The following is a 15,389-nucleotide window of genomic DNA, read 5'->3' as shown; positions in this document are numbered from 1 at the left end:
CGCGGTCACCAACCCACAGCCCATCACCATCAGGCTGCGAAGGCGATCCTCACAGTCTTTCCGCCGCCTGTCGGCGCACCCGACGTGCTGCATCTTCACGGTCCTGGCCGGGAGGGGTTCCTCGGCTACGGGCGGGGTCAGGCGCCCGGGACTCGGCTATCGATCGTGTGACCTACGGTGGGGACCGCCGGTCTGCAACCGGCCCCGCCCATCCATCGGATCAGGAGGGCTCGAGTGAGCTGGCTGACTGCTGCGGTCGCGTTGGCCTCGGCGGTGGCCGCGGGCTGGTCCACCGCCCTGATGCACTACGGGGCGTCCGGTGCCGGTCAGGAAGCACGCGCGAGCGAGCTGGCTCGCCATGTCCTGTCGCAATGGCGGTGGTACCTCGGGGTGCTCGCCTCGCTGGTGGGCCTCGCCCTGCACGCCACCGCACTGCACCTGGGCACGTTGACGCTCGTTCAGCCGTTGGCCGTGACGGCTCTGTTCTTCTCGATGGTGTTCCGCGACCTTCTCGAGCGCCGCGCGCCGCCGCGTCGTACCGTCGTGTGGGGTGCCGTCACGGCCGTTGGTCTCGGGCTCTTCCTGGTCGCGGCCGGGCCGACCGGAGGGAATGACCTGCCGAACGGGGAGGCGGCCGCTGTGCTGATCGGCGTCGGGAGTGTGGGGGTACTGCTGGCGTTGCGCGCCTCGGTGAGGTTCCCGACGCACCAGGGTCTGCTGCTGGGGACGGCCGGAGGGATCGTGTTTGGCCTGATGGCGGGGGCGATCAAGTCCACCACCAGCGTCCGGAGCGCGGGCGAGCTCGTTACTTCCTGGCCGCTCTACGCCATGGTCATCGTCGGCCTGAGCGGCTTCCTGCTGAACCAGCACATCTACAACCGCACCCGGCTACCCGAGTCGTTACCGATGCTGAATCTGGTGAACCCGTTGACGGCACTGAGCTTTGGCATCGTGGTCTTCGCCGAGCGCCCGAGCGGTTCGCCGTCGTCACTAGCACTGCAGTGCGCCGGGCTCAGCGTCGTACTGGCTGGCATCTTCGTGCTCGGACGCACACGTCAGGAGTACAACCCCGATTCGGTGGGCGCGGGCGTCATCGAGACCACGGGGCTGACTTAGGACACCCCGGCACCAAGGACGTCTACAAGATCTACTCGCGTCGTTCCGCGGCTCCGGCCACCTCGCGCAGGTGCAGGAACCGGCGAGGTCGTGGTTGGTGTCGCACCCGGTTGATGCCGTTGTGCCGGTCGGCGCTCGGCGGCAGGGCGGCCGTTCGCGTATCTGGACCGTCTCGCGCGCTTCCTCAACGAGATACACCTCATCGAGGGAGCGTCCATGGACACGACACTTTGCCCGGAGTGCGGCACCCTGGCCGAGGTGCTGTGGCGTGACGTCGTCGACAGCACTGAAGGCCCGGTGGAGCACGCGAAGATCGGCTGCGTAAACCGCCATTGGTTCCTGCTGCCGTTGGGGAAGTTGGAACGGCCTACATCGCCCGAGCTGAGGCGACACGGTGAGCCGGCCGTACTACGAGATTCGCGGAGCGCAGGTTGAGTGCCCAGCTCTGGAGCGGGTCGCACGTGTCCCGGTGCGTCCGATACCACTCGTGTGTGCGCGCACACCCGTATCTGCGGCTAGTGGCCGCCTCCGTGCCTGGCCCTCAGTTCGACCAAGTACGCAGAGTGGGTCGGTAGATCAGCTCGGTGATGTCGGAGTCGAGGGTCCGGCTCTCGAGCAGCTCCAGGTCGAAGTCGGCGGCGCCGGCGAAGATCGGCTCGTCCCCGGTCTGCCCGGAGATGACCGGGTACAACGTGAGCTGGACCAGATCGACCAGCCCTGCCGCCATCAGCGCCCGATTGAGGCGCAGACTGCCGTGCGAGCGCAACGGGACATCGGACTCCTCCTTGAGCCGAGCAACGACCTCGGCCGGCTCCCCGCTGACGACGGTCGCATCCGGCCAGTCGAGTGGCTCCCGCAATGTCGAGGACACGACGTACGCCGGCAGGCTCCGCATCCGGTCCACCCACGGATCCCGGACATCGTCACCCTCACTGCTCGCGGCCAACATCTCCGCGAACGCCCGGTAGGTATTGGCTCCGAAGACCATCCGCTGCTCGCCGCCGTACGCCGCGAGCCGATGCGCGAGCAGCTCGGGTCCCTGCTTACCCCAGTAGCCACCCCAGTTGGCCGGTGGAGAGTAGGAGCCGAAGCCGTCGATGCTGGAGAAGATGTCAAAGGTGTAGGTCGCGGTCATGGCAGTACCGACAAGAAGAACTGCGTGGACTCATCGGCGTGGCGCGCCGCCAGACGTTGGCAGGCCCACGCGTTCACACCGACAGCCGAGAGTCGGCACCCCCGCTTGCTGAGCCTCGGCTCGCGATCGGAGCGCGCTGCAGAAGCGCCTCTTTCGCCGCCAGCGGGACGCGGGGGATCTCCCGATGAGCGAACTCGTCGCGGAGCAGGAGACCGGCCGTGCGGTGCGGCCGAGTGAGAGAGTGGACGGGTGAGACGACATCTGCTCGTCACGGCCAGCACGGTGCGCAGGCCGCAAAGCGAGCGGCTTCGCCGCCGTCGCCGCTGGTACTTCGCCCTGATGGGCGCCTGCCTGGCGCTGATTCTGCTGGCATGGAACCTGGTTCGGTTGTGGTCGACATCGACGGCGGTGGCCATGTCGGTCGTCGCTGCCGTTCTCCCACCGATCGCCGTCATCATCGCCAACTGGGGTGAGGACCGCTGAGGAAAGGGAGTGACAGCAGTCTCCTGCGCCGGCTCGCGTCTCGACGCGCTCTCGCGTGGGATGCGGCGCCGGTCTCCGGCAAGTGGTGCCTCCCAGCAGGCGCGTCGTTTCACCGCGGGTGTCGGGCATGCCAAGTCGAAGCTGAGCTTGTCCGGGTCGGCCGCAAACGGAGCCGCCGGCTGCTGCGGATGCCAGGAAGGCGCGCGATCAGCCACTGGAGTAGCGGAGGGGTAACGGGACACTGGTACGCCGCGTCGATCCACGCAGGCCGATTTTGAGGGTTGACACCTTCTCTTCATATCAACATGCTGCATGCAACATACGAATGAGGAGTGAGTGGTGTCGCGAGGAAGTGAGCAGACAGGAATCGACCGCCGCAAGCTGCTTGGCGGACTGAGCGTGGCAGCGACAGGCGCCGTTGGTGCAGCGGTGCTGGGAGCGGCGCCGGCACAGGCGGTCGCGCCGAATTCGACGGTGGCACTGACGGGCTCAGGTGACGAGGCGGCAGCGATCCAGGCAGCCATCGACGCCGTCCCGGCTGCCGGAGGGGTCGTGGTGCTCCCCGCCGGAACGTTCCAGGTCGGCACCACCATCGAGCTCCGCAGCAACGTGACCCTGTGTGGCGCCGGGCGGTCGGCGACGGTCATCCGCGACCATTCCTCGCTCGGGAATCACCCGGTCTTCGCCGTGGTCGGCTCCGCAAATGATCCCCTCGTCAACGTCCGGATCATCGACCTCGGGGTCCGTAACGGCACGGCGACCACGGGCGCCTATGTGGCCGGCAAGGGTGGGGTCGTGGTGGAGCACTGCGACGGATTCACCTTCGAGCGCTGTTTCGTGACCGAGATCCAGGGCAGCGATGGGATCACGTTCAAGTACTCGCGCAACATCCTGGTGCAGCACTGCCGCTTCTACAGATGCACCTACAGCATGCTGTACGTGCTGGTGGAGTGTGAGGACATCCGCGTGCTGGAGAACGAGTTCGACACACTCACCAGTACGACGGCACCGAACACGTATGCCATCGGCACCGGTAGTAGCCGGCGGGGCGAGGGCCGGTACTGGCTGCGCAACCTCTGGGTGGAGCGCAACGTCGTCCGGAACAACCAGACCTGGGAAGGTATCGACTGCCACGGCGGGGAGAACGTTTTCATCCGTGACAACTACGTCGAGAACTGCAAGGTCGGGGTCTCCTGCCAGAACGCCCGCAACTACGTCGAGGAGCCGGTGCTGCGCAACGTGCACGTGACCGGCAACGTTCTGGTCAGGGGAGACGGGCTTCCCGGCAACCGCGGCATCACTGTCGTCGGCAACCTCGACGTCCTGTCCGAGAACATCACGATCGCCGACAATGCGATCCACGGGTTCACGGGCCACCCCGACGCGCCGGGTGCGATCGCGCTCTACCTGGTCAAGGACGTGCGGGTGCTCCGCAACGAGATCCGCGACTTCGCGGTCTTCGGCGTTCACCTGACCAACGCCGTGTTCGGCGCAAGTGTCGTGGACAACCTGTTCCACAACGTCGTTGACACCCCGGCCGGCCAGGAACCGAGCACAGCCGCGATCGGGATCGACGGACTCGGCGCGTACGGCGACCTGACCGGCGACGTGGTGGGTGCCTACGGCATCCGGATCGAGGGGAACACGGTCGGTGCTGACATGCAGGCCAAGCAGCCCCAGTGGTTCCTGAACGTCGACCGGCCGACGGTGAGTGTCCAGATCGGCGCCAACGAGATCCGCAACGTGCAGCAGTCCGTGCCCTACCGGAACACGCGCTACCTGCCAGTCGAGCGCGACTCGACCCCGCGCACCCATCTGGTGCAGAAGCGCGGCGACGTGGTGGCCGACGACCTCGGACGCCAGCGCTGGGTGGTCGCGGAGCCCCGGACGGGCTTCGGGTCGCTGGACACCACGACGGTGTGGGCGAAGGTAGACATGACCGCCGGCAGCGACCTACTGGAGCTCGCCACCGGCGACTGGCGCAAGCTGCCGCCGGGGATGAACGTCGTCGTCTCGGGTGCCGGAACGCGGGGCAAGCCGTTGCGCGGGACGATCCTGGAGTACCGGGAGATCGCGCAGATCCGGCTCGATGCGCCCGCGAACCGCACGGTGCACGGTGCGTCGTTGCGCTACGACGGGCTGCGGCTGGTCACCGTGTGAGAAGGAGCTCGCTGGAGAAGAAGATCCGGCCGCCTGCGTCGCACACCGAACGGTGCAGCTGGTCCAGCAGGCCTGGCAGGACGCCGTACGCCGAGCCCGCGGTGAAGCCGATTCGCAGCGTTCCGCACTCTCCCCGGGCGACGTGACGGGCGACCTCTTGAGCGCTCTCGACCCTCCGCAGCAGTTTCTTGCCTAGTCCAGGAAGACGGGGCCCGCTCAGGGCGAGCGCCTCGGACCCCGGCGCGCCAGCACCACGCCGGGGTTGAGTAGCCAGCGGGGATCGAACGCCTCTTTGACCGTCTGGTGCGCGTCGAGTCCAACCGGGCCGAGTTCGCGCTCCAGCCACTTGGTCTTCAGTCGCCCGATCCCGTGCTCGCCCGTCACCGTGCCGCCGAGGCGGAGCGCGGTCGCGGTGATCGCGTCGAACGCTCGGTGTGCTGCGGCCGAGCTCGCGTGGTCCGCCGCGTCGAAGATGATCGTTGGATGCATGTTGCCGTCGCCAGCGTGCCCGAAGACCCCGATGGTGAGGCGCTCCTCGGCGGCGGTGCGCTCGATCCCTCGGAGCAGCTCGACGATCCTGGACCTCGGGACGCAGACGTCGTCCAACAGCCAGTCGCCCAGCCGTTCGAGCGCAGGTAGGGCGAGCCGCCGTGCCTCCAGCAGCGCCCGGGCCTCGTCGCGGTCCTCGCTGACCGCGACCTCGAGCGCCCCCGAGCGGGAGCAGATCTCGGACAGCTCGGCTGCGTCGGCGGCGGCGTTCAGGGAGTCGCTCTGGAGCAGCAGAACGGCACCGACAGTCAGGTCGAAACCCAGGGGCGAGCGATCCTCGACGGCCCGGATCGTGGTCTCGTCCAGGAGTTCGAACACGGAGGGCGTGACCCGACTGGTCGAGATCCCGTCGATCGCCCGGCCGGCCGCGGTCAGGTCGCCGAACGTGGCCAGGACGGTGTGCGGATCACGAGGTGCCGGGACCAGGCGCAGGGTTGCTTCGGTGATCACGCCGAGGGTGCCCTCGGAGCCGACGAACAGGTGGGTGAGGTCGTAGCCCGCCACGCCCTTCATCGTCCTCCGGCCGGTCCTCAGGATGCGGCCGTCGGCCAGCACCACCTCCAGGCCGAGTACGTAGTCACCCGTCACGCCGTACTTCACACAGCACATTCCGCCTGCGTTTGTTGCGACGTTGCCCCCGATCGTCGACATCGCGACGCTCCCCGGATCGGGCGGGTACATGAGGCCCGCGCCCGCTGCTGTCGCGCGGACGTCGGCCGTCACCACCCCCGGCTGCGTCACGAGGATTCGCTCGACGGGGTCGACCTCGAGGATGCGGTTCAGACGCTTGGTGGTCAGCAGCAGGCAGCCCGCCAGGCCGTTGGCGCCGCCGCTGAGCCCAGAACCGGCACCGCGAGTCACGACGGGGACGCCGACCTCGTGGGTGAGTGACAACGTGGCGGCCACCTCGGCGGTCGAGCGTGGTGCGACGACGGCACCCGGGGGCGCGTGCTCGGTGAACCGCGACTCGTCGCGGATGTAGGAAGCGATCAGCTCGGGGTCGGTCACGACGATCTCGTGCGGGAGCCGGGCGAGCACGTCACCGAGGTCAGTCATCGCTCTCCCTCAACTCATGCCTCGCGGCGGGGGACGCCGAGCGGGTTGGCGCGCTGGAGCTCGGGAGGCAGCAGGCTGTCCGGCCAGTCTTGGTACGCGACCGGGATCAGCCAACGTTCGATCGCAGTCACGCCGACCGAAGTCGTCGCGGCATCGGTCGTCGCGGGGAAGGGGCCGCCGTGGTGTTGGGCGAGCGTGACCGCCACACCGGTCGGCCAGCCGTTGTGAATCAGTCGTCCGGAACACTTGCTGAGCACCTCTGCCACGGCACGCACCTGTGCGGCCGCCGCGAGGTCTGTTTTCGGGTCGGCGTCAGGGGAGCCGACCGTGCTGTGCACTGAACCGGTCAGGTTGCCGGGGAGCCGCTTGAGCATCGCGATCAGATCGGCCTGGGAGGTGTAGGTGATGACGACACCGGCCGGGCCGAAGCGCTCCGCGATGAGGAGCGGCAGCGCTTCGTCGTACGACGCCGAGTCAACGAACCGCACCTCCGGTGACACGGAAAGTGGCGATCCGGGGTCGCTCTGGCCCCGCGCCAGAAGCGGAAGCCGTTCGTGCCCGGGGTGGTCGAGGTAGTGCTCGCGCATCGAGGCGGTCAGGAGCACCCCGGTCGTGCTCGCCCCGATCGCGTCGGCGACCAGTTCGCGCATCGGCCCGTCGGCGGGCACGAAGAGGAGTCCCGGCTTCGTGCAGAACTGGCCGTTGCCGAGGGTCAGTGACGCGGCGAACTCCTGGGCGATGCGGAGTCCGTATGCGGTGGCGGCGTCCTCCATCACCACCACCGGGTTCAGGCTGGACAGCTCGCCGAAGAACGGGATCGGCACCGGGCGGTCGCGGCAGATTCGGGCCAGCGCGACTCCGCCCTGGAGCGACCCGGTGAACCCGACGGCGGTCGTGGCCGGGTGTTCGAGCAGGGCTGTTCCGGCCTCCCGCCCATGACACAGGGCGAAGACGTCGTCTGGGAGCTCGCGACGGAGGACTTCGGCGACCAGTTCGGCGGTGACCGGGTGGTTCTCGTGAGCCTTCACCACCACGGGGCAGCCCGCCGCCAGAGCGGAGGCCGTGTCACCGCCGGCCACCGAGAAGGCCAGGGGGAAATTGCTCGCGGCGAACACGACGACCGGACCGCGGGGAAACCGCATCCGGCGGAGGTCGGGAACACCGGCGGTCGGGTCGGCCTCGGTGACCAGCGCCTGCAGGTAGTGGCCGCTCTCGATCTCGGCGGCGAACATCCGCAGTTGTCCCGTCGTGCGCCGGAGCTCGTTCTCGAGACGGGCTGGTCCGAGGGCGGTCTCGGTATCGGCGGCCGCGACGATCGCTGCGCCCTTGGCTTCCAGGCCGTCGGCGACGCGGCGCAGGAGCCGTGCGCGTTTGGGCCGGGGCAGCGCAGCCCAGTCCGAGCTCGCCGCAGCGGCAGCGGAGATCAGTGCCTCGGCCTCGTCGACCGACGTGGCGGCGACGCCGGTCAGCGGGTCGCCCGTGCGCGGATCGGTGGCGGTGCTGTCCGCGCCGGTCGTCTTGGTGGTCATACGTGCTCCTCGATACTGCGCGCGAACGACGTCGAGCCGACGGCGAGCAGTCCGCCATCGACGGGGAGGGAGACGCCGGTGATCCAGGTCGCCTTGTCGGAGGCCAGGAATGCGACCGCATGTGCGATGTCGTCAGGCACGCCGATCCGGCCGAGGGGGTACATCGCCGCCGCTCGATCCAGGGCCCCCGGGTCATGGCGCAGCCGCTCGTCCCAGATCGGGGTCTGGATGGTGCCAGGGAGCACCGCGTTCACCCGGATGCCGTGCGGTGCCCAGCGCACTGCGAGGCTGCGGGTGAGCGAGACGAGGCCAGCCTTCGCCGCGCTGTAGGCCTCGTTGCCGAAGTAGCGGGCGGCGTTGACCGAGGCCACGTTGATGACCGATCCGCCTTCGCGGCGCAGGTCATCGAAGAGGGCCCTTGACACGAGGAACGCACCGGTCAGCGAGACGTCGAGGTCGCGCCGCCACTCGGTCAGCGGCAACTCCTCGAAGGGGGTGTCGGAGCAGGTGGCGGCGTTGTTCACCACGAGGTCGGGGTGCAGTCCACGCTCGTGGAGATCCACGACCATGGCGGCCACCTGGTCTTCTTCGCGGACGTCGACCTCGCACGCGACCGACCGAGGGAGCGCGGCGCTGGTGCGGGTGGCGGCGTCAAGGTCCTGGTCGGCGACGACGACGGTGTCGCCGTCGCTGGTGAAGACTCCGGCGAGCCGCGCTCCGATTCCGGAACCCGCACCGGTGACCAGGACGACACGCCCCCCGGGGTCAGCCATCGTTGTCCTCCACCAGGTGATCCGTGTGGAACACGACCTTCAGCCGATCGCTGCGGTGCGCGAGGAGATCGCCGAACTCGTCGGCCGCGCGGCCCAGCGGCAGGATGTCGATCCAGGAGAGGTCGAGATCGCTCACCTCATCGGCGGCGGCCCGGAAGTCGTGGCGGTCGTAGGCGAAGCAGCCGGCGATCCGCTTGCCCTGGCGGACCAGGTCGGCGGCGTCGAACCCGGGCACCTGGTCGGCCAGCCCGATCCAGATCGAGAGTCCGCCAGGACGCAGCCGGGCGAGCGCGGCGGCCCGGGTCGTGCTGGTGCCTGCCGCGTCGATCGTGACGTCGTAGACCCCCTGGAGCTCCGTACCGGTCGCGCCGAGTTGGATTGCCTGGGCACGCCGGGACTCGGCCACGTCGACGACGGTGACATCGGCGACGCCTCGCCGGCGCAGCAGCTGCAGCGTCAGCAGCCCGATGGCGCCGGCACCCAGCACGGCCACACGGCAGTCCCCGGTGAGGTCCCGCTCCGCGATCCGGAGCGCGTGGACGACGTTGGCCGTCGGCTCGATCGCGCTGGCGGTCCGCCAGTCCATGGTGTCGGGTAGGGACACCAGAGAGTCGGCCGGCACCACGATCCGGGGTGCGAGGCCGCCAGGGCGGTGCACACCGATCAGTTGGCGCTCGGGACAGAGGAAGGTCGCACCGGCTGTGCAGGTCGGGCAGGTGCCGCAGGTGAGTAGCGGATTCACGGCCACTCGTCGTCCGTCGACCGTCCCGGCGAGTTCGTGGCCGAGGATCAGCGGAGGGACGCGGAAGCCCGGTGAAAGCACCCCGTGCACGTCGCTTCCGCAGACTCCCGCCACAGCGACGTCGACCAGGATCTCGCCGTCACCGGCGACAGGTTCGAGAACTTCGCGCAGTTCTACCTCGCCGGCGGCGGTGAAGACCAGGGCTCTCATGTCGGCTGCTCCGTATCTAGGTGGGAGGTGGTCGATCCGGCGTCCACGTGGCACCGGACCAGCCAGTGCGGCATGCCGTGGCGGTCGACGGCCTCGACTCGCTCGCCGCCCTGGGAGGCGCGGGTCATCGGAGGGTCTCCTCGAAGAGGAGCTCGCGGTGCTCGAGAAGCACCCGGTCGAGCTCGGCGTCCTGGCCCGTGGAAAGGACCTCGTGGTCCGACAGGCACCGGTGGGTATTGAGCAGCCCGTCGCGGACCAGGACCTCGTTCACCCCGGCGATGCTGCCGGCGAAGCGGTTCGCCACGTCGAAGACGGCTCCGTTCACGTCGGTGAGCCGGGCGCCGCGTGCCAGCAAGTCGAGCACGGGGGAGTCCGGATCGGCGGTGACGAGTGCGCGAATCTCCCGGTGCAGGCGTACGGCGGCAGCGGCCCCCACTGCCCACTGTCCGAGCAGTCCGCCGACGATGTGCACGGTGGTGCCGCCGAACCGGTAAGGCGTCAGCAGATCGCTCACGATCGTGTCGTCGTTCCCGGTGTAGAGCGCGATCGCGTCGTCGCCGTCCCCGGCACGACCGGCGTCGATGACCGCCCGGACCACGTCGAGGGTCGCGTACCGGTCGAACGGGGCGACTTTGATCGCGGCCACCCCCGGGATCTCGGCGTACCGGCGCCAGAAGCCGTAGCCGAAGCGTCGCCCGGACAGGGTGGGCTGGAGGTAGAACCCGAACACCGGAAGCACCCGGGAGATCTCCTCCACGCCGCGGAGGATCTCGTCCTCGCTGGCGTTCCCCCAGCCGGTCATGATCGCCATCGCCAGGTCGTAGCCAGCACCGGCGGCGAACTCCGCCTCGCGGACCGCGTTCGGCGTCGGTCCCATCACGCCGGCGACGAGGAGAGGCTGCGGGCGGGCCATCCGGGCGCCGACCTCCTCTGCGGCGAGTGACAGCACACGTTCGTACAGGCCGACGGCAGGGTCGCGGATCTCGAACTGGGTGGTGTGCACCCCGACGGCCAACCCGCCGGCACCGGCGTCCAGGTAGTGCCGGGAGAGCCCGCGCTGCAGCGACTCGTCGAGTGTCCGGTCCTCGCGCAGCGCGAGAGGGTGGGCCGGGATCACCATGCCCGCGCGGAGCCGGCGTGCCTTGTGGGCGTCCATCTCAGAACTTCCCGTCCCGGGCGCCGAAGCCCGTCGGCTTGTCGAGCAGGGTGCCGCCGGCCAGTAGCCACTCGACGGTCCAGTCGAGCATCGTCGCCAGCGCGACGTCTGGGTAGCCGAAGAGCGCGTGCGACTTCGAGGCGTTGGAGAGCAGGGCGGTGTCCGACTCGTCGCCGACGAGGACCGGCTCGCGGTCGAGGCGCCGGCCGAGCTGCTCGGCGAGCCAGCGCACCGAGACGATCTCAGGGCCGGTGACGTTCAGGACGGTGGGAGGGGTGTCGGCGATGGTGAGCGCCGAGAGGCAGTAGCGGTTCGCGTCGCCCTGCCAGACGACGTTCACGGCTCCCTGAGAGACGTCGACCGGCGTGCCGTCCAGGACGGCACGGGCGATGTCGGTCAGGACGCCGTACCGGCAGTCGATCGCGTAGTTGAGCCGGATCAGAGCCACCGGGGTCCGGTGGGTCCGGCTGTGGTGGATGAAGACCTGCTCCCGGCCCACGCAGCTCTGCGCGTACTCGCCGATCGGACCGTACGGCGACTCCTCGGTGCAGCCGCCGGAGACCGGGGACGAGAACGGGTATACGTTTCCAGAGGAGAGAGCGACCACCCGCGAGTCGCTGTAGCGGGTCAGCACCAGGTGCGGCAGGACGACGTTGCTGAACCAGGTCGCCGATGAGTCCGCAGAGGTGCCGAACTTGCGCCCGACCATATAGACGAGGTTCTCCGACTCCGGCAGCTCCCGGAGCGCCTCGGCGTCGCTGACGTCGAGGGCCAGGGTGCGCACCCCGGCTTCGTCGAGCTCGCGTCGGGCTGCCGGGTCCGAGAAACGGGACACAGCGGTCACCCTGCGATCACCCGGCAGGGAAGCGAGGGCGTCGGCAGCCATTCGCGACAGGCTCACCCCCATCTTGCCGGCCGCGCCGACAACGGCGATGTCCCCGCTGGTCGTGGCAAGGGCCTCGACCAGCGCTGTCGAGGGTCGGCGGGCCGCGGCGGCAATGTCGTCGAGCCCGGGCCGGTTGAGGTGAATGCTCACATGCTCTCCTTCAAGTTGCATGCTGCATGTTACACACATTCACGGGGATCGGCAGCCCGTCTGCGGCTGGCGATTAACCGTCCGACGTCGAGGGATCGCTCGGCTCGGTGTTGAGCGCGATATGCGCACGGATCAGTGCGCTGGCGCCGTCCTTGTCGCCGGTGCGGATCGCGTCAAGGAGGCGGACGTGATCCTGGTTGCGTCGCGGCAGACTGCCTTCGCGGGCGATCCGGGCGAGTACGGGGATCCGCTGCGAGTCGCGGTACTCGCTGAGTAGGTTCGTGATGCGTTGGTTGCGTGCCTGGCGGACGAGGAAGTCGTGAAAGGCGCGATCGTGCGTCCAATACGACGTCAGGTCGGCCTGCTCGGCGGCGACCGTGATTCGGCCGAGCATGACCTCCGCCTCCGCGAGCGCTGCGTCGGACAGCTCGCCGGCGATCGTGCCCATCGCCCATCCCTCCAGGACCTGTCGCACCTCGTTCAGCTCCCGGCTGTCACCGTCGGACGGCGCGACGACGCGGAACCCCACGCCGCGCGCGATCGTGACCAAGCCCTTGCTCTCCAGCTCGAGAACCGCTTCGCGAACCGGGGTGCGCGAGACGCCGTAGCGCGCGGCGAGCTCGCCGTTCTTGTAGACGACGCCGGGCTCGAGCTCACCGCTGAAGATCGCCGTGCGCAGCGCCTCCAGCAGCTGGGCCTTGAGGTTGACGCGCTCGATCGCCTCGCTTCCGGAGAGCTGAGGTGCGGCGGCGGTGGGCTGGTCGGCCATCGGTGCTCCTGATGAGGGGAACGTAGGTGCGGTACTCGCATGCAGCATGGAGGATGCCATCGTGGCTTACAAGTAAGCCCACGGCTTCGAGTCATTGCCATGCTACATGCAGCATGCTACCGTCCCGGCAACGACAACAAGGGAGACTCGTGGAGCCACCACTCGACTCTGAGGTACTCGCCCGTTTGCGGCGAGCATCGACCGCCACCATTCAGTCGCAGCTGTTCAAGCGCGGGCTGCGGGACATGTTCCTATACGGACTACGACCGCTGAACCCGTCCAGCGCATCGTTCGCAGGTGAGGCCTTCACGCTGCGCTACATCCCTGCCCGGGAAGACATCGACACCCTTGACGTCTTCGAGGATCCGGACCATCCGCAGCGCGCCGCGGTCGAAACGGTTCCTACGGGCCAGGTCCTGGTCATGGACTGCCGTCACGACCCCCGCGCCGCCTCGGGCGGCAACATCCTGATGTCTCGGCTGAAGGCACGGGGGGTGGCCGCGATGGTCACGGACAGCTCCGTGCGGGACTCGCCGGCAATCGCAGAGATGGACTTCCCGGTCTTCTCCGCCGGGGTCTCCGCGACGGTCAACCTCGTGCTGCACCACGCCGTCGACACTCAGCTACCCGTTGGGTGCGCCGGTGTCGCTGTCTACCCCGGCGACGTGGTCGTCGGAGACGCCGAGGGCGTCGTCGTAGTGCCGCGGCACCTCGCCGAGGACATCTCCCACGCGGCTCTGGAGCAAGAGGAGCTGGAGGAGTTCATCCTCGGCCGGATCCAGGCGGGCGAGCCCCTCCGGGGGAACTATCCGCCTAACGAGCAGACGCTCACCCAGTTCTCGGAACACCGCAAGTCCCGTTCGGCATCGCCGAATGGGACGCCCACCTCCGAAACCTCGACTGAGAGCGATGGAAAGGTCCACTTGTGATGATTCGATACTCGACACCCGGCGCGCGCCACCGAAGGCTGGCGGTAGCCGCGTTCGCCGTTGCCGTGACGCTGGCCGCAACGAGCTGCTCGTTCTCCGACAACCCCGACAAGGAGAGCGGCGCGCAGGTCCTGAAGCTCGCCGTCGGCGCGCCGATCGACTCGCTCGACCCGCACTTCATCAACAACGGTGGGTACGTCGTCCCGGCCGGTCTCCTCGAAGGCTTGGTCGCGCAGAACGACGCGGGGGATGACGTCGTACCCGCGATCGCCACGAAGTGGGAGCAATCCGCCGACGGACTGACCTACACCTTCACCCTGCGTGAGGACGCGAAGTTCAGCAACGGTGAGCCGATCACCGCCGAGAGCGTAGTCTCGAACTACCGGCGGCTGCTGACACCGACCGGAGCCGGAGGCGGCAGCGTCACGAACGCCAACTCCTACCAGATCGGTCTCGGTATCAAGAACGCCTCGGCGTACCAGACGGGCGCGTTGACCGACTGGGCCGACGTGGGAATCAGTGCGCCGGACGACTCCACCGTCGTCATCAGCCTGGACGCGCCGAACCCGGACTTCCTGCTCGGGATGACCAACAACTCGATGCTGATCACCGACACCGCGGCGATCGAGGCCAATCCCAAGGACTGGACCAAGGCCGAGAACTGGGTGGGCAGCGGCGCCTTCACGGTGAAGTCCTGGGATCCGTCCACCGGGATGAAGCTGGTTCCGAACAAGTTCTACTGGGACCGCGACAAGGTCGAGCTGGACGAGGTCGACATCCGTGTGATCCAGGACCCGCAAGCCGCGATCCTGGCCTACCGCAACGGTGAGCTGGACGTCTCCCCGGTCTCGATGGACCTGATCAGCAAGGACGACAAGCTGCTGGGCGAGACGGAGAAGGCCGACGGCTTCGCCATCGACTTCCTCAACGTGCAGTACTCGCAGAACCCGGCCGCCCAGGATCAGCGAGTGCGCCAGGCACTGTCCTACGCGATCGACCGCGACAAGCTCGCCGGCGTACAGGTCGGTACGACGACCAGCAACTCGCTCGTCCCGACTCGCGTCGAGGGCTGGACCGACTCGATGGGTGTCTCCGTCTACGACCCGGACAAGGCCAAGCAGCTGCTCGTCGAGGCTGGCTACCCCGGCGGCGAAGGGCTGCCCGCGGTCCAGGTCTTCGACCACCGGCCCCGCCCGGTGGCTGACGCGATCGTCGACATGTGGAAGCAGATCGGCGTCGAAGCCAAGGTCACCATCGTCGACATCGGCGTGTGGGCTGACACCCGCTGGAAGGTGCTCGACGAGGACCTGATGGGCTTCTACATCAACTCCTTCGGGGGTATCCCGACCCTGAACAACTGGGTGTACACGTACTGGGGGCCGGACTCGACCAAGCAGTTCAGCCTCGCGCCGGCCGACTGGAACCGCTACCAGGAGATCCAGGCTGACGAGAAGCTCGACGGGGCCAAGAAGAGCCAGATGCTCGACAACATCCTGAACACGAAATCGTCCGAGGGCGCGCAGGAGTTCGCCGACCTCGTGGAGCAGGCCCGTCAAACGGTCGATCCAGCGGAACGGACCGCCCTCTACGTCGAGGCGGCCACCCTGCGCGAGTCGCTCGCCCTGCAGATCCCGCTGCTCGAGGAGCCGCAGGCGTTCCTGGTGGATCCCACCGTGAAGGGTGTGCATGTGCGCACCACGATCGAGGGCTTCTACTACAAGGGTGTCACCGTCGGCTGACGCCGGT

At 68.4% G+C, this 15,389-nt stretch carries 13 protein-coding genes; 5 read left to right on the top strand and 8 right to left on the bottom strand.

Annotation, left to right across the window (positions count from 1 at the left end; genetic code table 11):
* The first annotated feature begins 177 nt into the window (after nt 1–177).
* Nucleotides 178–1,116, top strand: coding sequence for a DMT family transporter (locus tag ABEA33_RS19845; RefSeq protein WP_345528689.1), 939 nt, complete (start codon nt 178–180; stop codon nt 1,114–1,116).
* Nucleotides 1,117–1,657: 541 nt separating this feature from the next.
* On the opposite strand, the gene ABEA33_RS19840 is transcribed toward ABEA33_RS19845, so the two are convergent.
* Nucleotides 1,658–2,251, bottom strand: coding sequence for a dihydrofolate reductase family protein (locus ABEA33_RS19840; protein ID WP_345528688.1), 594 nt, complete (start codon nt 2,249–2,251; stop codon nt 1,658–1,660).
* A 249-nt stretch (nt 2,252–2,500) separates the two neighbouring features.
* Here ABEA33_RS19840 and ABEA33_RS19835 point away from each other — a divergent pair, with 249 nt between their 5' ends.
* Nucleotides 2,501–2,734 (top strand): DUF3099 domain-containing protein, encoded by a 234-nt coding sequence (locus ABEA33_RS19835; RefSeq protein ID WP_345528687.1) that lies wholly within the window; start codon nt 2,501–2,503, stop codon nt 2,732–2,734.
* Between the two features lie 474 nt (nt 2,735–3,208).
* Nucleotides 3,209–4,894, top strand: coding sequence for a right-handed parallel beta-helix repeat-containing protein (locus ABEA33_RS19830; RefSeq protein ID WP_345528686.1), 1,686 nt, complete (start codon nt 3,209–3,211; stop codon nt 4,892–4,894).
* A gap of 216 nt (nt 4,895–5,110) precedes the next feature.
* Here the strand turns inward: ABEA33_RS19830 and ABEA33_RS19825 are convergent, their stop codons facing one another.
* The 7 genes from ABEA33_RS19825 to ABEA33_RS19795 form a co-directional block, all read right to left on the bottom strand.
* Nucleotides 5,111–6,499, bottom strand: coding sequence for an FAD-binding oxidoreductase (locus ABEA33_RS19825; protein WP_345528685.1), 1,389 nt, complete (start codon nt 6,497–6,499; stop codon nt 5,111–5,113).
* Between the two features lie 14 nt (nt 6,500–6,513).
* Nucleotides 6,514–8,028, bottom strand: a complete 1,515-nt coding sequence (locus ABEA33_RS19820; RefSeq protein WP_345528684.1) for an aldehyde dehydrogenase family protein — start codon at nt 8,026–8,028, stop codon at nt 6,514–6,516.
* Nucleotides 8,025–8,801: an SDR family NAD(P)-dependent oxidoreductase gene (locus ABEA33_RS19815; RefSeq protein ID WP_345528683.1), complete on the bottom strand. Its 777-nt coding sequence runs from the start codon at nt 8,799–8,801 to the stop codon at nt 8,025–8,027. The genes ABEA33_RS19820 and ABEA33_RS19815 overlap by 4 nt, the downstream gene beginning before the upstream one ends.
* On the bottom strand, nt 8,794–9,753 hold the full coding sequence (locus tag ABEA33_RS19810; RefSeq protein WP_345528682.1) for an alcohol dehydrogenase catalytic domain-containing protein: 960 nt from the start codon (nt 9,751–9,753) through the stop codon (nt 8,794–8,796). Before ABEA33_RS19810 ends, ABEA33_RS19815 begins: the two co-directional genes overlap by 8 nt.
* Nucleotides 9,754–9,877: 124 nt before the next feature.
* Nucleotides 9,878–10,909 carry a dihydrodipicolinate synthase family protein gene (locus tag ABEA33_RS19805; protein WP_345528681.1) on the bottom strand — a complete coding sequence of 344 codons (1,032 nt, stop codon included), beginning with the start codon at nt 10,907–10,909 and terminating at the stop codon, nt 9,878–9,880.
* A 1-nt stretch (nt 10,910) separates the two neighbouring features.
* Nucleotides 10,911–11,945: an NAD-dependent epimerase/dehydratase family protein gene (locus tag ABEA33_RS19800; protein ID WP_345528680.1), complete on the bottom strand. Its 1,035-nt coding sequence runs from the start codon at nt 11,943–11,945 to the stop codon at nt 10,911–10,913.
* A 73-nt stretch (nt 11,946–12,018) separates the two neighbouring features.
* A complete protein-coding gene (locus ABEA33_RS19795) occupies nt 12,019–12,714 on the bottom strand; it encodes a GntR family transcriptional regulator (RefSeq protein WP_345528679.1) in 696 nt (231 codons plus the stop codon).
* 149 nt (nt 12,715–12,863) lie between these two features.
* On the opposite strand from ABEA33_RS19795, the gene ABEA33_RS19790 reads away from it, so the two are divergent.
* Together ABEA33_RS19790 and ABEA33_RS19785 are read left to right on the top strand one after the other, a co-directional pair.
* The gene (locus ABEA33_RS19790) at nt 12,864–13,643 is read left to right on the top strand and encodes a ribonuclease activity regulator RraA (RefSeq protein ID WP_345528678.1); all 780 of its coding nucleotides are present in this window, start codon (nt 12,864–12,866) and stop codon (nt 13,641–13,643) included.
* A gap of 65 nt (nt 13,644–13,708) precedes the next feature.
* Nucleotides 13,709–15,382, top strand: coding sequence for a peptide ABC transporter substrate-binding protein (locus ABEA33_RS19785; RefSeq protein WP_345528677.1), 1,674 nt, complete (start codon nt 13,709–13,711; stop codon nt 15,380–15,382).
* Nucleotides 15,383–15,389 lie beyond the last annotated feature (7 nt).

Source organism: Nocardioides endophyticus, assembly GCF_039543845.1.
GTDB classification, from domain to species: Bacteria; Actinomycetota; Actinomycetes; order Propionibacteriales; family Nocardioidaceae; genus Nocardioides; species Nocardioides endophyticus.
This window is presented reverse-complemented; position numbering and strand designations above follow the sequence as displayed.